Here is a 19,842-nt window from a genome sequence, read left to right on the forward strand (position 1 = left end):
CTGCCGCAGGTTGCAATCGGCAGCACGGCCTTTGTAGGGTGCGCTACGCGCGCTGGCGCCAGTCCGACAACTGAGCGGTACACCCGATGCTCAAGCCCAACGCCGCCTCCATCGACAGCCGCAGCCTGCGCTGGGTTCCCCTGCTGCTTGCCGTCTGTCTGAATGGTTGCAGTTATTACGGCCAGCTCGCCGCCGGCCAGCTGGAGTTGCTGCGCCAGCGCGAACCCATCGAGGCGCTGATCGTCGATGAATCGCGCGATGCGGCGTTGCGCCGACGGCTGGGCGAGGTGTTGCAGGCGCGTCGCTTCGCCAGCCAGGCGCTGGAGTTGCCGGACAACGACAGCTATCGGCTCTACGCCGAACTCGGTCGGCCCTATGTGGTGTGGAATCTGTTCGCCACCGAGGAGTTCTCGGTCAAGCCGCTGGAGCACTGCTTTCCCATCGCCGGCTGCGTGGCCTATCGCGGCTACTTCCGCCAGGGTGCCGCCCGCGGCGAGGCGGCGCGGCTGCGGCTGAGCGGGCTGGATACCCATGTGGCGGGTGTCGAGGCCTATTCCACGCTGGGCTGGTTCGCCGATCCGCTGCTCAGCTCGATGCTGCGGCGCAACGACGAGCAGCTGGCGGCGCTGATCTTCCACGAGCTGGCTCATCAGCAGCTCTATCTTCCCGGCGACACCGCCTTCAACGAGTCCTACGCCACCTTTGTCGAGCGCGAGGGCCTGCGCCAGTGGCGGGCGCATCGCGGCTTGCCACAGCGGGATGAACAGGCGCGGGTGCGCTATCGACAACTGGTTGAGCTGCTACTCGAGACTCGCCAGCGCCTCGACCGGCTGTATGCCTCGGGTCGCTCGCCAGGCGAGATGCGCGCGCTGAAGCAGGCCGAGTTCGCGACGCTGCGTCAGCGCTATCGACACTTGCGTGACAGCCAGTGGAACGGCGATAGGCGCTTCGATCGCTGGTTCGCCCAGCCGCTGAACAACGCCACGCTCTTGCCGTTCGGCCTGTATGACCGCTGGGTGCCGAGCTTTGCCGAGTTGTTCGAGCGGTGCGAGCGGGACTGGGCGCGCTTTCACCAGGCGGTCGCGGCGCTCACGGAACTGCCTGCCGACGAGCGGGAAGCCAAACTTTCAAAACTGGCCGACTGAACAAGCGAAACGGCGCGGCCTGTTGCCGCGGGCGTTACGCGCCGTCATGGCTCTTGCGTCGAAAATCCCCGATCTGCCGTTCATCGGCAGCGATACGCCTGTCCGCTGAACGGTGCGAATCGTTTTTCGAACCCTCCGGTCCTCTTTACTAGGTCGCCGATTTCATACGGCGGCGATCCCTCATGCCTGATACCCACGCATAGCAACGGAGGCTCCATGGAGACCATTTCCGGAATTCTCGATAACAAAGGCACGCCACTGGAGAAGCAGAAGTTCACATGGAAGGAAATGGCCGGCAAGCCGATCAGCAAACTCGATGACGATGCGTTTACCCGTGTGCGCATCATCCTCATGAACGGCGTCGAGACCGACGCCCTGCGCCTCAAGCACGGCATTGCGCGCTTCAACAAGGAGCTGCGCCTGCCGCTGGCCGAGATCCGCCGCGTCGAGCAACACCAGGCGACCATGGTCAACTGGCTGATCGGCGCCGACCACTCGCCGCTGGAAACCACCGTCGCCTACGAACAGGTGGCCATCGAGGTGACCGCGGCCGTGGCGCAGAATGAGCCCGACCCCTACCAGGCGCAGACCTATCGCTTCGGCCTGCTGGAAGACTTCGATCACCTGTACCGCTACTCGGCGATGCTCGATCGCCTCGAGGGCAAGGATGCCAACAACATCCTGCAGGGCTATACCGATATCGTGCCCGGGCGGAAAACATCGGAGCACCATCGTCATCCGGAAAACGACATCCGCGACAACTACGAGAAGAACTCCGCCGCGCTCATTACCAAGATCCACGCGGCGCTTATCACCGGCGCGGAATACCAGACCCACGACTACTACATGAACATCGGCCCGCTGTTCGCCGACCCGCTGGCGCGCCAGCTGTATGCCGAAATCGCCTCGGTGGAAGAGCAGCACGTGACCCAGTACGGCGCGCTGTCCGACCCGAGCGAGAGCCATATGGAGAAGTGGCTGGTGCACGAAGCGATGGAGGTCTACATGTACGCCAGCTGCGCCGAGCAGGAGACCAACCCGCGCATCAAGGCCATGTGGGAGCGCTTCCTCGACTATGAGCTGGGCCACCTCAATGTCGCCTGCGAATGGTTCAAGAAGCTCGAAGGCCGCGACCCGGCCGAGGTCCTCGCCGGCCCGCTGCCGAAGATGGTCGAGTTCAAGAGCCAGCGCGATTTCGTGCGCCAAGTACTGGCCGCCGAGGTCAACCTGCGTACCGCCGGCCCCGCCTACGTGGACAAGGGCAAGGAGCCGCAGTCCTCGCTCGATTACCGCAACCACCTCGCCTCGCAAGGGCTCGCCTCGGACATCGTCTCGGCGGGTTACCAGTGGGCGCCGGGTGGCGAACTGATGCGCAAGGCTTCCTGAGGAGACGAACATGGCTACTGCAGCGAAAGTGGGTTCCAACTTCACCGGCGTGCAGATGTCCCCGAAGGACACCAAGCGCCTGCTCGACGCGGTCAACGACATCCACCCGGACGTGCCGGGCGATGAGCGCGGCATGCTGGTCGAGCGCACCGAACGGGCCGCCGAGGCCGACCGCATCGGCTCCGTGCCGGTGCCTGGCTCGGCCAAGGGCATGCTCAAGACCAGCTTCGACATGATGAAGGGCAAGAGCCCCGAGGTGTTCATCGACAAGCTCGGCGAGCGCCTGGCCTTCGAACGCAACGGCGTGCGCCTGTACGAGGCGATGATCGCCAAGGCGCGCAACCTCGACTCGGGCAACGACCTGGTGGGCGTGCTGCAGCACATCCGCGACGAAGAGTTCGAGCACATGATGCTGGTGCATACGGCGATGGAAAAACTCGGCGCCGACCCCACCGCGCAGACGCCGAGCGCAGATGTCGCCGGGGTCATGGCGATGGGCATCATGCAGGTGCTGACCGATCCGCGGACCAACGTCGCGCAGTGCATGAACGCACTGCTGACGGCCGAGCTGGCTGACAACGCCGCCTGGGAACTGCTGATCGAACTGGCGCAGGCGGCCGGTCATCCGAACATCGCCGACAGCTTCGGTCATGCCAAGACTCAGGAAGACGACCATCTGGTGAAGATCAAGACGCTGATGCGTCGGGATCTGATCATGCAAACCAAGTAACAGCGTGCGAGCGGGACGCTTTGGCGCACACCACCGAAAGGGGTGTGCGTCTTTTTTTTGGTCGGGGAAAAGGGTGGTGCGGCGTTAGGAGGGAACGATCTTGGGCTGTTGAGTGTTGAGTTTTTGGAACTATTTGCGAGCTGCTTGGGAGTTTGGTTTCGCCCTGCTGGGCGAGTCACTTTTTCCAGGCGCGGAAAAAGTAACCAAAAACGCTTTGCCCCTGCATCCGGCCCTGCGCTTCGCTCCGGGTTCGTTCCCTACGCCGCCGTTCCGAGGGTCGCCGTACAAGGGCCATCCATGGCCCTTTACGGCTCTCGCCGCATCCCTGCGGCTCGCCCCTCTCCACGACGGCTTCGTTCACCCTCCTGAAGGGGCGTATGGAGTCGCCTGAATCCCTGTGCACAAAAAGCGTTATTAAAGCCAAGCCAAGAATTCGTTAATTGTCCCCAAGCCCCTGAGTAGAAAGCTGCCCCCGGCGCTACCGCGCTACCGCGCTACCGCGCTGCTCAATGCGTCTGCCATAGGATTGCAGTAGTGGCTCCCGAGAGTCCTAGGGCTTCTCATGTTCTTGCTGTTGTTCGCACAGAGTATCAGGCGATACGCAAGCGCCCCATCAGGAGGGTGAGTGGAATCGCTGTGTAAGGGGTTGAGCCGCAGGGATGCGGCGAAAGGCTTAAAGGGCCATGGATGGCCCTTGTAAGCCGACCCCTGGAGCAGCGATGGAGCGAACGTACCCCGCGCGAAGCGCGGGGCCGGATGGCAGGGGCAAGACCTTTTGGTTTCTTTTGGGGCGACTGCCAAAAGAAACTCGCCCAGCAGGGCGAAACCAGACTTTCAGGCGACTCGCTAAGCGCTATCAAACAAACCGTTCATCCAGCGCACCCAGCCTTGCCTGGCCGGAAAAGAACCAAAGAAAAAGGGGTGCCGCCTGCGCGAACACCCCTCCTCAACGATCACCGGCGAGCCGGTCAATCGTTCCCGACACTCGCCGTTTGCACGGTACAGCCCCAGACTTCCAGCGCCGGCTGGTCCGCTTGTGGCGGGCCGAGCCATTCGCTCATGGCGTGGCAACGCTGGTCAAAACACAGTTGGTAATCTCCTGCCTCGGGGGTTCGCCCCAGGCGCAGGAGTGGCAACGCAGGCATCTGGCGCTGGTAGTGCCAGGCCCCGTCGCGCAGTTCGGCGTCATCCGGGATTTCCATCCCGGCACCAGAACCCTTGACCCGCGCTTCGCCGAGCAGCAGCCCGTCCGGCGTCACGCGGTAATCCTCTTCCCAGCGGATCTTCTCGATCGTGTGGTTCCACGCCAGGGTGAAGGTGGGCGTGGGCACTTCGGCCCACACCACACCGGCCAGCCCCAGGCACAGACCGATCACGCCGCCGCCGGCTCGGCGCGACGGGCGCGCCAGATGTGCTGAGCGAGGAAGATCGCGCCGAGGGCGAAGCCGATCTCGTCACTCATCGGCGTGGCGAGGATCATCGCCGCACCGGCGACGAAGCCCAGCACTTTTTCCCACAGCGCCATGGGCCGCTCCAGGTAGCCTGTGAACACAGCGCCCCACAGGCCGATGGCGAACGCGGCTTTGAGCAGCATATACAGCGTGGCGCCCCAGTCGCCGCCTTGCATCATCAGCGCCGGGTTGTACACCGCCATGAATGGCACCACGAAGCCGGCAACGGCGATACGGATCGCCCACAGGCTGATCTTCAGGCCCTTCTCTTTGGCGATGGGGGCCGCAGCGAAGCAGGCCAGCGCCACCGGCGGAGTGAGGTCGGCCATGATGCCGAAGTAGAAGACGAACATGTGCGAGACGATCAGCGGCACGCCCAGGTCCAGCAGTGCCGGTGCGGCGATGGAGCTGGTGATGATGTAGTTGGGAATGGTCGGGATGCCCATGCCCAGCACCAGGCAGGTCAGCATGGTCAGCACCAGCGAGAGGAACAGGTTGTTCTCGCCGACCGCGAGGATGTAGCCGGCGAAGGTCGAGGCCACGCCAGTCAGCGAAACGATCCCGATGATCACGCCCACCAGGGCACAGGCGATACCCACCGGCACCGCATGGCGCGCACCTTCGACCAGCGCGTGCAGGCAGATGGTCAGGGTGTCGCGGCCGCCCTTGATGAACCAGCATACGGCCACCAGCGCGGCGATGACGCCGAAGATCACCCCGATGCCGAGCTGGAAGAACCCGGCGCAGAGCAGGCCGAGGGCGATCCAGAAGGCAATGCGCAGGCCGAACGACGACACCTTGAGGATGATCGCCGAGCCGAGGATGACGATGGCTGTCAGCGACAGGCCAATGGTGCCGGCGAACATCGGTGTGCGTCCGGAGAACAGCAGCCAGACCAGCACCAGCAGCGGGATCAGCAGGTACCAGCGCTCCTTCACTGCGGCCCAGGCACTCGGGCACTCGTCCTTCGGCAGGCCCTTGAGGCCAGCGCGCTTGGCTTCCAGATGGACCATCCAGAACACCGAGCCGAAGTACAGCAGCGCCGGAATCAGCGCGGCCTTGGCGATCTCGACGAAGGGCACGTTGATGGTCTCGGCCATGATGAACGCTACCGCGCCCATCACCGGCGGCATGATCTGGCTGCCCATCGACGAGGTGGCCTCGACACCACCGGCGAAGGCCGGGCGATAGCCGAAGCGCTTCATCAGCGGGATGGTGAACTGGCCGGTGGTGACCACGTTGGCCACGCCGGAACCGGTGATGGTGCCCATCAGCGCTGAGGACACCACCGACACCTTGGCCGGGCCGCCGAGCTTGTGGCCGAACAGGCCCATGGCGAAGTCGGTGAACAGCTTGATCATCCCCGCCTGCTCGAGGAACGAGCCGAACAGGATGAACAGGAAGATGTAGGTCGCCGAAACGTAGGTCGGCGTGCCGTACAGGCCTTCGGTGCCGAACGACAGCTGGTTGACGATCTGGTCCAGGTAATAGCCGCGGTGCGCGAGATCACCGGGCAGGTATTCGCCGAGCAGGCCGTAGGCGAGGAACAGCCCGCAGATGATCGGCAGGGCGATGCCCATGACCCGGCGCGCGGCCTCGAAGACCAGCACGATCAGCGTCAGGCCGACCACCATGTCGGTGGTAGTCATGTCGCCGGAGCGCTGGATCAGGTCAGCCTCGAAGTACCACTGGTAGAAGAAGGTGGCGAAACCGGCCAGGCCGAGTGCCCAGGCAACCGGCTGGAACGGCTTGCCGTTGCCGCGCGCCGGGTAGCAGAGAAACACCAGCAGCAACAGGAAACCGACGTGACCGGCACGCAGTACCTGGCTGGACACCGGGTGAAAGGCGGCGGTGACGATCTGGTAGATGGAGAACAGCAGGGCGACGTAGAACAGCGCCCTCGGCCATTCGCTGGGACTGGCGTGCAGCCCTTGGCTTTCGCTCATGGAATCACTCTCTCACTGCAAGGTGGGGCCTGTAGAAGCAGGCTTGCCAACGAGGCGACGCGGGCAAGCCTGCTGCTACAAGGAAGCGGACTGGAGCAGGCCGCAGGGCCCGCTCCGCCCGTCTATCAGCGCTGGGTTACTTGAGAACCCCGGCTTCCTTGTAGAAGCGCTCGGCGCCCGGGTGCAGCGGGATCGGCAGGTTCTTGGTGGCGTTTTCCAGCTTGATGTCCTTGGCGGCGGAGTGAGCGTTGCCCAGGGCCGACAGGTTGTCGAACATCAGCTTGGTCATCTGGTAGGCCACTTCGTCGGAAACCTTCTCATGGCTGACCAGGATGTTGGTGATGGCCACGGTCGGCACGTCGGCATCCTGACCGTCGTAGGTGCCGGCCGGAATCACGCCGGCCTGATAGGCGTCGCTCTCGATCTTGTCGACCACGGCGGCCGGAATCTCGACGAAGGTCACCGGCATGGTGCTGGCCAGGTCGCGGATGGCGGCCATGCCCAGGCCCGAGGACTGCAGGGTGGCGTCCAGCTGGCGGTTCTTGATCAGCTCGACCGACTCGGCGTAGGGCAGGAACTCGACGCGGCCCATGTCCTCGTAGCTCAGGCCGGCGGCCTTGAAGATCGCGCGGGCGTTCAGCTCGGTGCCGGACTTCGGCGCGCCGACGGAGATGCGCTTGCCCTTGAGGTCTTCCAGAGTCTTGATGCCGGACTCTTCGCTGGCAACGATCTGGATGTAGTTGTTGTAGGTACCGGCGATGGCGCGCAGGCGCTTGAGCGGAGCCTTGAAGCCGGCGTCCTCGACACCGTTCCAGGCGTCGGCCACCGAGTCACCCAGGGAGAAGGCCAGTTCGCCACGGCCGGCCTGCAGCAGGTTGAGGTTTTCCACCGAAGCCTTGGTGGCTTGCACGGAAGTCTTGGCGCCGTCGATCTTGTTGTACTGCTGCGACAGGGCCACGCCGATCGGGTAGTACACACCGCTGGTGCCGCCGGTGAGGATGTTGATGAAGGTCGGCGCAGCGACGGCCGCGGTGCTGGCAGTGAAGGCCGCAGCGGCAGCGAGCAGGCCCAGGCGTTTGGTCAGTCTCATGGTGGATCTCCGTTTCGTTTTTATTGGTTGACGCAGCATGTTGACGATAGACGATGCCGCGTTCGGGAACGCGCCAGACGAGCAAGCAGAGGGGCGATGGCACCGGAGAGATCCGGAGGATGGATATCGCTGGCAGCTCTTCTTGTCGTTGGAATAGCATCGATCAGATTGCTAGTAGCAGAAGCCGTGCCAGGCACGCAAAGCCCCTGCTACAAGGGCTGCTGCCTGCATGGAAAGGCGCGATAGGCAAAAATCCGCCTATGCGATGAGAGGTCTCGGCAAGAAACCGCTTATCGGGGCGGAAGTGAGCGCGAAACTTGTCCGGCGCGCGGGCTTCGAATGCAGACGAATCGTTCGATGGAGGGCTCGCCATGAGCGCGAAAATCAGCGCCAAGGATCTGGGCATCGACATGAGTGACGGTGAGCACGCGCTGTTCAAGTGGTTTCTCGCCAGCTTTCTGTTCGGCAAGCGCATCCAGCAGGACATCGCCGCCGAGGCGTATCGCGTGATCGTCGACAAGCACAAGCGCGATACCCCGCGAAAACTGGGCAACTGCAGCTGGCAGCAACTGGTGGACATGCTCGGTGAAGGACACTACGTACGCTACGACGAGTCCACCGCCGAGCGGCTGCTCAAGCTCTGCGAGAAGCTCAACCAGGAATATGGCGGCAAGCTCGGGCGCATCCATGAACTCAGCGAGAACCGCAAGGAGCTGGAGCGGCGGCTGGCGGAATTCGAGGGGATCGGGCCGAAGACCGTGGAAATCTTCATGCGCGAGGCCGCCAGGGTCTGGTACTGAGCGCGCTGGACGGCACTTGCGCAGCGCGGGCGAAGGGTTAGAGTGGCGCCATCGCAACGCCGAAGTCCGCCATGCGCATCGTTCTGCTCGTCCTCAGTCTGTTCCTGCCAATCGCCGCCAGCGCCGCGCCGGCGCCCTATTACCAATGGCAGAGCAAAGTCGACGGCACCATCATCTGCCGCCAGACCTCACCGGGCGAGGGTTGGCAGAAACTCGACGGTCGCCCGTTCCGTGACCTCAACTGCAGCATGCCGGCCGCGCGGATCGAGCGCCCGAGCAGCGTGCCGGGTTTCCGCCCGCAGCCGGGGCGCTAGCCGACGTCAGCCCGGAAACCGCTTCATGCTTCATGGCTGTAGGGTGGAAAACCGCGAAGCGTTTTCCACGCGTCGGAGGCCCTGCCCGACGTTTCGCCATGCAACGGACCCATGGTGGATAAGCTTCGCGTTATCCACCCTACGCTCCCATCGCCATCGCCATCGCCATCGCCATCGCCATCGCCATCGCCATCGCCATCGGATTGGTACTCGTAGGGTGGAAAACCGCGCAGCGTTTTCCACGCGTCACCAGCGGGCCAACGGCTGTTTCGTCCCTTTCCCTGAAGTTAGCTTTCGCGTCGTCCGTGCAGCGCTAGAGCGTCATCCCGTCGTATGCCAGGCACACCTTGCCCGGCAGTTCCCGTGACGCATGCATGAACCAGGCATCCAGCTCGTGGCCGATGTGGGTCAGCACGGCTTGCGACGGCTGCAGGTCGTCGATGCTCTGCAGCGCACGGGTCAGGTCGTTGTGATTGCGCGGTGGCGCGTCGCGCGGCGGTGTTGAGCAGTCCAGCACCAGCACATCCAGCGCGATGTCCTGCAGCCGTTCACGCGTGCTGTCCGGCAGGCCGACGGTGTCGGTGAGGTAGGCGATACGGCGCCCGTGACCTTCCAGCAGATAGCCGAAGGTGGGTTTCGAATGCACCAGTGGCAGCGCCGTGACCCGCAGCGTGCCGAGCATGCGTTGTTCGAAGGCGGCGAACGGCTCGCTGAAATCGAGGATGCCGGGATGCTTGTAGAGGTCGGCGAGGCCGTGGGGATCGTCCGGGCCGTGCACCGGGATGCTCAGTCCCACGCCCCAGCGCAGCTGCAGCAGGCCCTGGGCGTGGTCGGCGTGGTAATGGGTCTGCAGGATGCCGTTGAAGCTGCCCGGGGCAAAGCGCTCGCAGAGATCAGGCAGACCGCTGTCGAGCAGCCAGCGCTGGTCGCCACATTCCACCAGCGCCGAGCAGGCACGGCGGCGGCGACGCGGGTCGAGCTGCGCGGCGCGGCAGGCCGGACAGGCGCAGTTATACACCGGCACCTGTGCGGCGCCGCCGGTGCCGAGCAGGGTCAGCCGCATTGGCGGTGCTCGTCGAGCAGCTGCAGCAGGCGTTCGACGCTGCTTTGCAGCGAAGCGGAATTGTCCACGCGGACGTAGTCGTCCAGCTCACCGCTGAACAGTGCATTGCGCGCCAGGCGTGCCTCGATCTGCTCGGGCGTCTCCCGGCCGCGGGTCAGCAGGCGCTCGCGCAGCACGTCCTGCTCGACGGTCAGCAATACCGCCAGCAGGTCCGGGTAGCGCTGCCGCGCCTCGGGCAGATAGCCGCGCGAGCCGTTGACCAGCACATCCTCGCCGGCCGCCAGCCAAGCGTCGATTTCGGCGGGAATGCCGTAGGCCAGCCCGTTCGCGCGCCAGGCGAGGGCGAACGCCCGCTCGGCCTCCAGGCGCTCGAACTGTTCGATGCTCACCGAGTGTGCGGCTTCGCCGATGGCTTCGGCCGAGCGGGTGATGACCCGCCGGGCGATGCGCACGCCACGCTCGGCTAGCGGCGCGCGGGCAGCGTCGAGCAGGCTGTCCTTGCCAGCGCCGGACGGGCCGATCAGATAGATCAGGCGGCCTTGCATCAGATCACCTCCAGAGACGGGAGAACGCGGGGCGTGGACCGGCATGGTAGCGGCAGGCCGCCCCGCATGGGACATCATGGTGCGGGCGCGAATGCATCAGAACACGCGCCGGCCCTGGCGCCAGACCTGGCCGATCACCGGCTGGCCCTTGTGCACCTGCGCTTGGACCAGGTCGGCGCGCAGCCCGACGGCGATCTCGCCGCGATCATCCAGCCCGGCCGCGCGTGCCGGCGCCAGGCTGATGGTGGCGATGGCGCGCGGCAGGTCGTAGCCGTTGTCCTGTTCGGCCAGGCCCAGCGCGGCCTGCAGCAGACTGGCCGGGTAGTAGTCGCTGGAAAGGATGTCCAGCACGCCACGCCGGGCCAGATCGGCAGCGGCGATATTGCCCGAGTGCGAGCCGCCACGAACGATGTTCGGCGCGCCCATCAACACCTTCAGCCCGCGTGCGTGGCTGGCCTCGGCGGCCTCGAAGGTGGTCGGGAATTCGGCGATGGCCATGCCGTAGCCGGCCGATTCCTCGACGTGATCGAGCGTCGCATCGTCATGGCTGGCCAGCGCCAGTTCGCGGCTGCGGCAGATATCGACGATGGCGGCGCGCTGCTGGTCGCTGTGCCGCGTCGAGTTGGCCAGCTGCTCGCTGACGAAGTGATCCATCTCCGCCGGGCTCAGGTGGTACTTGCCCATGTAGTACTCGCGGTACTTCTCCATGCGCGCGAACTGGCGCTGGCCTGGCGCATGGTCCATCACCGAGACCAACTGCACCAGCGGCTGCTCGACCAGCTCGCGGAACAGCTCCAGGCACTGCTGGTGGCTGACTTCGCAGCGCAGGTGCAGGCGGTGTTCGGCGCGGGTCTGTCCGGCCGCTTCGGCCTCGGCGATGGCCTCGAGCATCACGCCGAGTTGCTGCATGCGCTTGCCCTTGGGATTGATATCGCCGATCGACAGCGCATCGAACACCGTGGTGATGCCGGCGGCGACGATCTGTGCGTCATGGGTCAGTACTGCCGAGGCGGACGGCCAGTCCACGCCGGGGCGCGGGCTCATGTGCTTTTCCAGATTGTCGGTGTGCAGTTCCACCAGCCCCGGCAGCAGCAGGGCGCCGTCCAGGTCCTGGGCCTGCGGCAGGCTGCTGGCGCCTGCGCTGATGTCGGCGATCAGGCCGTCGCGGATCAGCAGGCTGCCGTGGATCACCTGATCGGCCAGCACCAGGCGGGCGTTGCTGAGTATCTGTTCAGCTGGCATGGGCCAGGTCCTCCTGCGTCATGTCCAGGTAACGATCGGCGACTGCCTCGCGGATCGCGCGGTCGTGGAAGATGCCGATCTGCGCGCTGCCGGCGGTCTTGGCTTCGTCGATCAGTTCCAGCACCACGGTGGCGTTGGCTTCGTCCAGCGAGGCAGTGGGTTCGTCGAGCAGCAGCACCGGCCAGCTCACCATGAAGCCGCGCGCCAGGTTGACCCGCTGCTGCTCGCCGCCGGAAAAGGTGCCGGGGGCCAGCTGCCAGAGCCGCTCGGGAATGTTCAGCCGGGTCAGCAGCGCCTCCGCCCGCGCCTCGGCGTCGACACGCGTCCAGCCGCGCGCCAGCGCCGGTTCCATCACCACCTCCAGCGCCGGCACCCGTGGAATTACCCGCAGGAACTGGCTGACATAGCCCAGCGTCTGCCGGCGCACCGCCAGTACCTGGCGCGGCTCGGCACCGACCAGCTCCAGCCAGTCGCCGGCGTGGCGGATACGGATGCTGCCGCCGGCCGGCAGGTAGTTGCCGTACAGCGTGCGCAGCAGCGTCGACTTGCCGGCACCGGACTGGCCGTGCAGCACCAGGCACTCGCCGGCGGCGACGGTGAAGTTCAGCCCGCGCAGCACCTGCAGGCTGACGCCGTGCTGCTGGTGCAGGGTGAAGGTCTTGGCGAGGTCGCGGACCTCGATCAGGTTCGTCATGACGGATTCCTTCATGGCTGCAGCACCGAGGACACCAGGAGCTGCGTGTAGGGGTGCTGCGGGTCGTCGAGGATCTGGTCGGTCAGGCCCGACTCCACCACCCGCGAGCGGCGCATCACCATCAGCCGGTCGGCCAGCAGGCGCGCCACGGCGAGGTCGTGGGTGACGATCACCACCGCCAGGTCCAGCTCGCGCACCAGCCCGCGCAGGAGGTCGAGCAGGCGTGCCTGCACCGACACGTCGAGGCCGCCGGTGGGTTCGTCCATGAACACCAGCTTCGGGCTGGAGACCAGGTTGCGGGCGATCTGCAGGCGCTGCTGCATGCCGCCGGAGAAGGTCCGCGGCAGGTCGTCGATGCGCGCCGGGTCGATCTCCACCTGTCTGAGCCAGTCCAGCCCGGCGGCGCGCAGCTGGCCGTAATGCCTGACGCCCTGGGCCATCAGCCGCTCGCCGATGTTGGCGCCGGCGGAGACCCCCATGCGCAGGCCGTCGCGCGGGTTCTGCTCGACGAAGCCCCACTCGGTGCGCAGCAGCGTGCGCCGCTCGGCCTCGCTGGCGGCGTAGAGGTCGAGCCAGTCGCCGGCAGCGTCGCGGTACTGCACGCTGCCGCGATCCGGCGGGCAGCGGCCGCAGAGCAGCGAGAGCAGGGTGGACTTGCCCGAGCCCGACTCGCCGACGATGCCCAGCACTTCGCCGGGGTAGAGGTCGAAGGACACGCCCTGGCAGCCCTTGTCCGGGCCGTACAGACGGGTCAGGTCGCGCACCGCGAACAGCGGCTCGGTGCCGACGCCCGCGGCGGGCAGCAGTTGTTCGGCGGCACTCATGGGCGGCTCTCCTGTTGCTGGGCGCGCTGCGCGCAATAGTCGGTATCCGAGCAGACGAACTGCTTGCTGCCGGCGTCGTCGACGATCAGCTCGTCGAGGTAGGAATCGCCGCTGCCACAGATGGCGCAGCACTGTTCCCACTGCTGGATCTGGAACGGGTGATCCTCGAAATCCAGGCTGACCACGCGGGTGTACGGCGGCACGGCGTAGAGGCGCTTCTCGCGGCCGGCGCCGAACAGCATCAGTGCCGGGCTGCGGTCCAGCTTGGGGTTGTCGAATTTGGGAATCGGCGACGGGTCCATCACGTAGCGCCCGTCCACCGTCACCGGGTAGGCGTAGCTGGTGGCGATGTGGCCGAAGGTGGCGATGTCCTCGTAGAGTTTCACGTGCATCACGCCGTAGTCGCCCAGCGCGTGCATGGTGCGCGTCTCGGTTTCCGATGGCTCGATGAAGCGCAGCGGCTCGGGAATCGGCACCTGGTACACCATGATCTGCCCGGCGGCGAGCGGGGTTTCCGGGATGCGGTGGCGCGTCTGGATCACCGTCGCTTCCGGGGTGCGTTCGGTGGTGGCGACCCCGGCGGTGCGGGCGAAGAAGCGGCGGATCGACACCGCGTTGGTGGTGTCGTCGGCGCCCTGGTCGATCACCTTGAGCACGTCGTCGGCGCCGAGAATGGCGGCGGTCAGCTGCATGCCGCCGGTGCCCCAGCCGTAGGGCAGCGGCATCTCGCGGCTGCCGAAGGGCACCTGATAGCCGGGAATGGCGACCGCCTTGAGCAGTGCGCGGCGGATCATGCGCTTGGTCTGCTCGTCGAGGTAGGCGAAGTTGTAGCCCGCCTCGCGGGCGGGAATGGCCTGGGCATTCATGCGCGTTTCTCCTTAGCTGGCGTCTCGGCGTCTGCTTCGGTCTGCTCGGCTTGCGGCTGGCGCAGCTTGCGGATCAGCTCCAGTTCGGACTGGAAGTCGACGTAGTGCGGCAACTTCAGGTGCGAGACGAATCCGGCGGCCTCGACGTTGTCGCAGTGCATCAGGACGAATTCCTCCTGCTGCGCCGGGCCCTGCACTTCCTCGCCGTACTCGCCGGCACGCAGCGCGCGGTCGACCAGCGCCATGCCCATCGCCTTGCGCTCGGCATAACCGAAGGCCAGGCCGTAGCCGCGGGTGAACTGCGCCTGCTCGGCGCTCTCGCCGACGAACTGGTTGACCATCTCGCACTCGGTCAGCTCGATCTCGCCGAGGCAGACCGGGAAGCCCAGCTCCTGCGGCTCGATCCAGACCTCGGCGGTGCCGATGCGAATCTCGCCGGCGAACGGGTGGTTGCGGCCGTAGCCACGCTGGGTCGAATAGCCCAGCGCCAGGAGAAAGCCCTCGTCACCGCGGGCCAGCGCCTGCAGGCGTTCGGCGCGGCTCGTCGGCAGCTCCAGCGGCTCACGGGTGAGGTCCGGCACCGGCTCGCCGCGGTCGACTTCCGGCGTCATCAGGCCTTCCTCGCCGAGCAGACCGAGTACCCGCGGGCAGTTGCCCAGCGTGGCGCTTTCATCCACCGGCGGGCCGGCGCGTTCGCCTTCGGCGAGCAGGGCGAAATCGAGCAGGCGGTGGGTGTAGTCGAAGGTCGGGCCGAGCAGCTGGCCGCCGGGCACGTCCTTGAAGGTCGCCGAGATGCGCCGGCTGAGCTGCATGGCGCCGGTGTCCAGCGGCAGGCTTTCGGCGAAGCGCGGCAGCGTGGTGCGGTAGGCGCGCAAGAGGAAGATCGCCTCGACCAGATCGCCGGCGGCCTGCTTGATCGCCAGCGCGGCGAGTTCTTCGTCGTACAGCGAGCCTTCGCTCATCACCCGCGCCACGGCGAGCGGCAGCTGCTGGCGAATCTGCTCGACGCCGAGTTCGGCGATGCCGGTATCGCCGCGGCGCTTCTTCGCCAGCAGCGCGTGGGCGTTGTCGATGGCCTGTTCGCCACCCTTGACCGCGACGTACATCAGGCCACCTCCTGCAGCGAATCGCCGATGCGGGTGCTGCGCGGCAGGCCGAGCACTTCGCCGTCAGCGCAGAACAGTGCGTCGAGCCCGCGCGGGAAGTCGTTGCGCGCGGCGCGCTGCTGCCAGAACGCCGGTTTCAGAGGCAGGCCGACCAGGCGGCTGCCGTCGATGCCCGGGCCCTGCCAGCTCAGCGCCGGGCCGCGGTCGAGACGGTCGAGCTGGATCAGCAGCGTGCAGGACTGGTCCGGGTAGCGCTCGCTGCCGGCGTAGAAGCCGGAGAGGTCGTCCAGCGCGGCGGCATCAAGCAGGGCGAACATCGCCTCCTCACGCGCCTCGACGATCGGGCAGCCACAGTGGAAGGCCAGGTTCGCGCGGATCGTGGGGGTGTCGAAGGCCGGCGCCAGCCACAGCGGTGTGTCGTTATCCAGCAGGCTCAGGCACAGCGCGTAGCCGGCGGCCTGCAGCGGCTCGATGGCGGCGACGCTGACCAGCGGCTGGCGCGTGCCCGGCTCGGCCAGGGACTTGAGCGCGGCGCGAAAGCTCTTCTGTGCATCCAGCACCGGGTCGGCGAAGGCGGCCTGCAACAGGTCGGATGGGGCGCGATTCATCAGTCTTCTCCTCGCAGCAGCGTGAAGAACTCCACGCGGGTAGTGGCGGTTTCGGCTGCCTTTTGCGCGGCGCGCCGGGCCTGCGCGGTGGCCAGCGGTTCGATCAGTTCAGTGAGCCAGCGGCTCTGTTGCGGGCCTTGCAGGTGGGCGTCGGCGAGCGCGGCGAGCTCGGCCTGGCGCTTGTCGCGGCCGGCGCGGTAGCTGTAGCCGGTGCTGCCATCGGCCAGGCGCACCACGCAGCGGGTGACGCTCATCTCGCCGAGGTTGAACGGCGCACCGGTGCCGCCCATGCGGCCGCGCACCAGGGTCATGCCGATTTCCGCGGGGCGGATCAGCTGGTAGGCGCAGTCGCGCAGGTCACTCTCGAAAGGCGCCAGATCGGCGGCGCTGGCGCGGGCCAGCACGGCCATCCAGCGCTGGCGCGGGGATTGTTCGCGGGTGTGCATGGGGTTCTCCATCAGGTGGCGACCTGGTACTGGAAGCGGTCGGAACGGCTGGCCGAAAGGGCGATCTCCACCGGTCGGCCGGCGGCATCGCAGGACAGGGTGAACACCGACAGCAGCGGCATGCGCAGGGGCATCAGCAGCTGTGCGGCCTCGTCGCGATCGGCCAGGCGTGCGCCGATCAGGCTGAAACGGCGCGTCAGCGGCAGGCCGCGTTCGCCGAGGTAGCGGCGCAGCGAGCCGCCCTGATAGTCGGCGAGGCGTTCGGCGTGGCTGGCGCAGTAGCGGTGGCGGATCAGGCTGACCGGCTCGCCGTCGAGCAGGCGCAGGGTGCTCAGCTCGATCAGCGCGGCGCCTTCGGTAAGTTGCAGGTGGCGCGCTTCCTCGGCGCTGGCGCTGAGCTGGCGCCGCTCGAGCAGGCGCGCCTCGGTGCGCACGCCGAGGGCGGCAAGCGCATCGCTGTAGGCGCTGTCGGCCTGCAGCGGATAGACCAGCGGGCGTTGCAGCACCTGGGTACCCTTGCCCTGGCGGCGCAGCAGGCGGCCTTCCTGTACCAGCTCGTCGACGGCGCGGCGCAGGGTGTGGCGGTTGACCGCGAAGCGGCGCGCCAGCTGCATCTCGCCGGGGAGGAAGTCGCCGATGCGGTAGTGGCGCAGCTCGCCGCGCAGCACCTGGGCCAGTTCGAGGTAGAGCGGTTCGCTGGGTTGTCTAGACAACTGCATGGTTTTTTCGAAGGCCGGGCAGGCCTTCACTCCGTCAGATGAAGAGCTTGCGCAGGCGCTGGGAGAGCAGGTCGATCAGGCTCACCACGGCGATGATGATCAGCAGCAGGGCGGCGGTCTGGCCGAACTGGAAACCGCGGATGGCTTCCCAGAGGATCACGCCGATGCCGCCGGCGCCGACCATGCCGACCACCGTGGCCGAGCGTACGTTGGATTCGAAACGGTACAGCGAGTAGGAAATCCACAGCGGCAGCACCTGCGGAATCACCCCGAAGATGACTTCCTGCAGCGCACTGGCACCGGTGGCGCGCACGCCTTCCACCGGGCCTGGCTCGATGGCTTCCACCGCCTCGGCGAACAGCTTGGCGAGCACGCCGGTGGTGCTGATCCACAGCGCCAGCACGCCGGCGAAGGGGCCGAGGCCGACGGCGACGACGAAGAGCATGGCGAAGACCATCTCGTTGATCGAACGGCAGGCGTCCATCAGTCGGCGCACCGGCTGGTAGATCCACCAGGGCACTATGTTCTCGGAGCTGAGGATGCCCAGCGGGATGGCGCAGACGATCGCCAGCAGCGTGCCCCAGAGGGCGATGTGCACCGTGGTGAGCATCTCCTTGAGGTACAGCTGCCAGTTGCTGAAGTCTGGCGGGAAGAAGTCGGCGGCGAAGGTCGCCATGTTGGCGCTGTCGCGGATCAGCAGCAGCGGATTCATCTCCGCGCCCTGCCAGGACCAGGCCAGTACGGCCAGGCACAGGCCCCAGCCGAGCAGGCGCAACCAGCTGCGCTTGTCGTTGCTCGCCAGCGGCGGTGTGGTGCTCAGAGTGGTCATGTTCGGTTCTCGAAAACGGCGCGGATTGGAGCGTGGCGCCAGCGCGCCACGCCCGGCGTTGCTCAGCTGGCCTTGGCGACGTTCTTCTGCTCGCGCTCGGCCATGCGCTGTTCCAGCTTGGCCAGCTCGTCGTCTATGCCCTGCAGCTTGGCCTGGCGATCGCTGTCGGAGAGCTTGCTATCGGCGGCGACTTCGCTGCGCTTCTTGAACAGTTCCAGCTGGCGGATTGGCAGCAGCTGGTCGTTGTCGGAGGCGCGGAAGGGTGCCCACTGCAGGCCGGCGAGGATTTCCTTCTCGGCCGGCTTGGCGCCGTAGCTCATGAAGAACTCGCGCAGCCTGTTCTTCTGCTCGTCGCTCAGGCTCTTGCGCCACACCAGCGGGTCGGCCGGGATCAGCGGCGAGGTCCAGACGATCTTCAGTTGCGCGGCCTTGTCCGGCGCGGTGATCTCAAGACGCTCCATGCCTTCGCTGTTGAAGGTGCCGACATCGACCTGCTTGTTCGCCACCGACAGCGCGTTCACTTCGTGGCTGCCGTTGAGGCTGCGCTTGAAGGCCTGGCCGGCGTCGACCTTGTTCTTGGCGAACACGTAATAGCCGGGCACCAGGTAGCCGGAGGTGGAGTTCGGGTCGCCGTTGGCGAAGGTCAGGCTCTTGGCGTTCTTCAGTACGTCCTCGACGGAGTTCAGGGCGCTGTCCTTGTGCACGATCAGATGGCTGTAGTAGCCCGGGCTGCCGTTGGCGGCGACGGTCTGGGCGAAGATTTCTCCGCCGGCACGATCCACCGCTTCCATCGCCGACTTGTTGCCGTACCAGGCCATATCGACCTTGTCGAAGCGCATGCCCTGGATGACCCCGGCGTAATCGGGGGCGAAGAAGGCCTCCACCTCGTAGCCGGTCTGCTTGCTCATGTCGGCGAGGAAGGGTTCCCAGACGCTGCGCAGGTTCTGCGAAGACTCGGTGGAAATGATGCCGAAGGTGATGGTCTCGGCGGCTTGAGCGGTGCCGGCGAGGGCACCGGCCAGCAGCGTGGAGGCGGCGAGAGCACGGCTGAAGCGTTTCAACATGGAGGTCACTCCTTGGGTGTGGCGTTGGTTGTCGGGTGGCGTGGAGCTCAGCCGTTGACCAGCTGCAACGACCGCGGCTCGGCATTGCGGGCGCGGTCGGAGAACAGCAGGCTGGCGTCCAGATCGGCGCCGTAGAGGTCGTTGAGCAGGCGGTCGCTGAGCGCCGCCGAGGGGCCGTCGTAATGGATGCGCCCGCCCTTGAGCGCCACGGCGCGGGGGCAGTAGCGCAGGGCGTAATCGACCTGATGCAGGGTCACCACCACGGTCTTGCCGTCCTGGCGGTTGATGTCGGCGAGGATTTCCATGACCTTGCGCGCCGACTCCGGATCGAGCGAGGCGATGGGTTCGTCGGCGAGGATCACCTTGGCCTGCTGGGTCAGCGCACGGGCGATCGCCACCCGCTGCTGCTGGCCGCCGGAGAGCGTCGAGGCGCGCTGCGCGGCGCGCTCGGCGAGGCCGACGCGCTCCAGTGCGGCCATGGCCTGGCGCTTCTGCTCGTCGCTGAACATGCCCAGCGATCCGCGCCAGCGCGGCATGCGGCCGAGAAAGCCGAGCAGGACGTTGTCCAGCACGCTGAGGCGGGTGACCAGGTTGAACTGCTGGAAGATGTAGCCGATGTCGGCGCGCAGGCGGCGCACCTCGCCATGCAGGCGGCCGGTGGCCTGTACCTCGCGGCCGAGCACCTCGATGCGTCCGCCGGCGGAGCGGTCGCAGCAGGCCAGGCCGGCCAGATGGCGCAACAGCGTGGACTTGCCGGAACCGGACGCGCCGATCAGCGCCACCATCTCGCCCGGCTGTATCGCCAGGCCCAGGTCGAACAGCGCCTGCTTGCCGGCGAAGGTCTTGTTCAGTCGCTCGACTCGAATAGCCGCATTCATGTCTTGCCCTCTCGTCTGCGCGGTCGGGGAGGTCGGCCAACTTGTCTAGACGAGAAGGTAGTCAGGCTCTGTTGCAGTCCCGCTAAGCGTCCGTGA

The 19,842-nt window shown here is 66.4% G+C and carries 21 protein-coding genes; 5 read left to right on the forward strand and 16 right to left on the reverse strand.

What is annotated here, in order from left to right; genetic code table 11:
- Window positions 1-86 precede the first annotated feature (86 nt).
- From HZR81_RS15565 to HZR81_RS15575, 3 genes are all read left to right on the forward strand, one after another.
- Window positions 87-1,145 carry an aminopeptidase gene (locus HZR81_RS15565; RefSeq protein ID WP_500128638.1) on the forward strand — a complete coding sequence of 353 codons (1,059 nt, stop codon included), beginning with the start codon at window positions 87-89 and terminating at the stop codon, window positions 1,143-1,145.
- 216 nt (window positions 1,146-1,361) lie between these two features.
- Window positions 1,362-2,531 carry a hypothetical protein gene (locus tag HZR81_RS15570; protein WP_011915130.1) on the forward strand — a complete coding sequence of 390 codons (1,170 nt, stop codon included), beginning with the start codon at window positions 1,362-1,364 and terminating at the stop codon, window positions 2,529-2,531.
- Between the two features lie 10 nt (window positions 2,532-2,541).
- Window positions 2,542-3,261, forward strand: a complete 720-nt coding sequence (locus HZR81_RS15575) for a ferritin-like domain-containing protein (protein WP_500128639.1) — start codon at window positions 2,542-2,544, stop codon at window positions 3,259-3,261.
- Window positions 3,262-4,229: 968 nt separating this feature from the next.
- Here HZR81_RS15575 and HZR81_RS15580 read toward each other — a convergent pair.
- From HZR81_RS15580 to HZR81_RS15590, 3 genes are all read right to left on the reverse strand, one after another.
- Entirely contained in the window at window positions 4,230-4,637 is a 408-nt protein-coding gene (locus tag HZR81_RS15580; protein WP_125867457.1) for a DUF1850 domain-containing protein, read from the reverse strand.
- A complete protein-coding gene (locus HZR81_RS15585) occupies window positions 4,634-6,658 on the reverse strand; it encodes a TRAP transporter permease (protein WP_500128640.1) in 2,025 nt (674 codons plus the stop codon). Before HZR81_RS15585 ends, HZR81_RS15580 begins: the two co-directional genes overlap by 4 nt.
- A gap of 136 nt (window positions 6,659-6,794) precedes the next feature.
- On the reverse strand, window positions 6,795-7,748 hold the full coding sequence (locus HZR81_RS15590; RefSeq protein ID WP_500128641.1) for a TAXI family TRAP transporter solute-binding subunit: 954 nt from the start codon (window positions 7,746-7,748) through the stop codon (window positions 6,795-6,797).
- Between the two features lie 371 nt (window positions 7,749-8,119).
- Here HZR81_RS15590 and HZR81_RS15595 point away from each other — a divergent pair, with 371 nt between their 5' ends.
- Window positions 8,120-8,548: a DNA methylase gene (locus HZR81_RS15595; protein ID WP_500128642.1), complete on the forward strand. Its 429-nt coding sequence runs from the start codon at window positions 8,120-8,122 to the stop codon at window positions 8,546-8,548.
- 71 nt (window positions 8,549-8,619) lie between these two features.
- The gene (locus HZR81_RS15600) at window positions 8,620-8,862 is read left to right on the forward strand and encodes a hypothetical protein (protein ID WP_046617387.1); all 243 of its coding nucleotides are present in this window, start codon (window positions 8,620-8,622) and stop codon (window positions 8,860-8,862) included.
- 313 nt (window positions 8,863-9,175) lie between these two features.
- Here the strand turns inward: HZR81_RS15600 and phnP are convergent, their stop codons facing one another.
- The 13 genes from phnP to phnC all read right to left on the reverse strand — a co-directional run bounded on the left by phnP (window position 9,176) and on the right by phnC (window position 19,746).
- Complete coding sequence (gene phnP, locus HZR81_RS15605) at window positions 9,176-9,925, reverse strand: phosphonate metabolism protein PhnP (protein WP_500128643.1); 750 nt, start codon at window positions 9,923-9,925, stop codon at window positions 9,176-9,178.
- Window positions 9,916-10,470: a phosphonate metabolism protein/1,5-bisphosphokinase (PRPP-forming) PhnN gene (phnN, locus tag HZR81_RS15610; RefSeq protein ID WP_102839038.1), complete on the reverse strand. Its 555-nt coding sequence runs from the start codon at window positions 10,468-10,470 to the stop codon at window positions 9,916-9,918. The genes phnP and phnN overlap by 10 nt, the downstream gene beginning before the upstream one ends.
- A 96-nt stretch (window positions 10,471-10,566) precedes the next feature.
- Window positions 10,567-11,712, reverse strand: coding sequence for an alpha-D-ribose 1-methylphosphonate 5-triphosphate diphosphatase (locus tag HZR81_RS15615; RefSeq protein WP_500128644.1), 1,146 nt, complete (start codon window positions 11,710-11,712; stop codon window positions 10,567-10,569).
- Entirely contained in the window at window positions 11,702-12,406 is a 705-nt protein-coding gene (gene phnL / locus HZR81_RS15620; protein WP_500128645.1) for a phosphonate C-P lyase system protein PhnL, read from the reverse strand. The genes HZR81_RS15615 and phnL overlap by 11 nt, the downstream gene beginning before the upstream one ends.
- 11 nt (window positions 12,407-12,417) lie before the next feature.
- Window positions 12,418-13,230, reverse strand: coding sequence for a phosphonate C-P lyase system protein PhnK (gene phnK / locus HZR81_RS15625; protein WP_500128646.1), 813 nt, complete (start codon window positions 13,228-13,230; stop codon window positions 12,418-12,420).
- On the reverse strand, window positions 13,227-14,096 hold the full coding sequence (locus HZR81_RS15630) for an alpha-D-ribose 1-methylphosphonate 5-phosphate C-P-lyase PhnJ (protein ID WP_500128647.1): 870 nt from the start codon (window positions 14,094-14,096) through the stop codon (window positions 13,227-13,229). Before HZR81_RS15630 ends, phnK begins: the two co-directional genes overlap by 4 nt.
- Window positions 14,093-15,202 (reverse strand): carbon-phosphorus lyase complex subunit, encoded by a 1,110-nt coding sequence (locus HZR81_RS15635; protein WP_500128648.1) that lies wholly within the window; start codon window positions 15,200-15,202, stop codon window positions 14,093-14,095. The genes HZR81_RS15630 and HZR81_RS15635 overlap by 4 nt, the downstream gene beginning before the upstream one ends.
- Window positions 15,202-15,810, reverse strand: coding sequence for a phosphonate C-P lyase system protein PhnH (gene phnH, locus HZR81_RS15640; protein WP_500128649.1), 609 nt, complete (start codon window positions 15,808-15,810; stop codon window positions 15,202-15,204). The genes HZR81_RS15635 and phnH overlap by 1 nt, the downstream gene beginning before the upstream one ends.
- On the reverse strand, window positions 15,810-16,256 hold the full coding sequence (gene phnG / locus HZR81_RS15645; protein WP_500128650.1) for a phosphonate C-P lyase system protein PhnG: 447 nt from the start codon (window positions 16,254-16,256) through the stop codon (window positions 15,810-15,812). The genes phnH and phnG overlap by 1 nt, the downstream gene beginning before the upstream one ends.
- Window positions 16,257-16,267: 11 nt before the next feature.
- Window positions 16,268-16,975, reverse strand: a complete 708-nt coding sequence (phnF, locus tag HZR81_RS15650) for a phosphonate metabolism transcriptional regulator PhnF (protein ID WP_500128651.1) — start codon at window positions 16,973-16,975, stop codon at window positions 16,268-16,270.
- A gap of 34 nt (window positions 16,976-17,009) precedes the next feature.
- On the reverse strand, window positions 17,010-17,804 hold the full coding sequence (gene phnE, locus HZR81_RS15655; RefSeq protein ID WP_500128652.1) for a phosphonate ABC transporter, permease protein PhnE: 795 nt from the start codon (window positions 17,802-17,804) through the stop codon (window positions 17,010-17,012).
- Between the two features lie 62 nt (window positions 17,805-17,866).
- Complete coding sequence (phnD, locus tag HZR81_RS15660; RefSeq protein WP_500128653.1) at window positions 17,867-18,868, reverse strand: phosphonate ABC transporter substrate-binding protein; 1,002 nt, start codon at window positions 18,866-18,868, stop codon at window positions 17,867-17,869.
- A gap of 47 nt (window positions 18,869-18,915) precedes the next feature.
- A complete protein-coding gene (gene phnC / locus HZR81_RS15665) occupies window positions 18,916-19,746 on the reverse strand; it encodes a phosphonate ABC transporter ATP-binding protein (protein ID WP_500128654.1) in 831 nt (276 codons plus the stop codon).
- Window positions 19,747-19,842 lie beyond the last annotated feature (96 nt).

Source organism: Pseudomonas sp. LM13 (genome assembly GCF_041381355.1).
Lineage (GTDB): Bacteria > Pseudomonadota > Gammaproteobacteria > Pseudomonadales > Pseudomonadaceae > Stutzerimonas > Stutzerimonas frequens.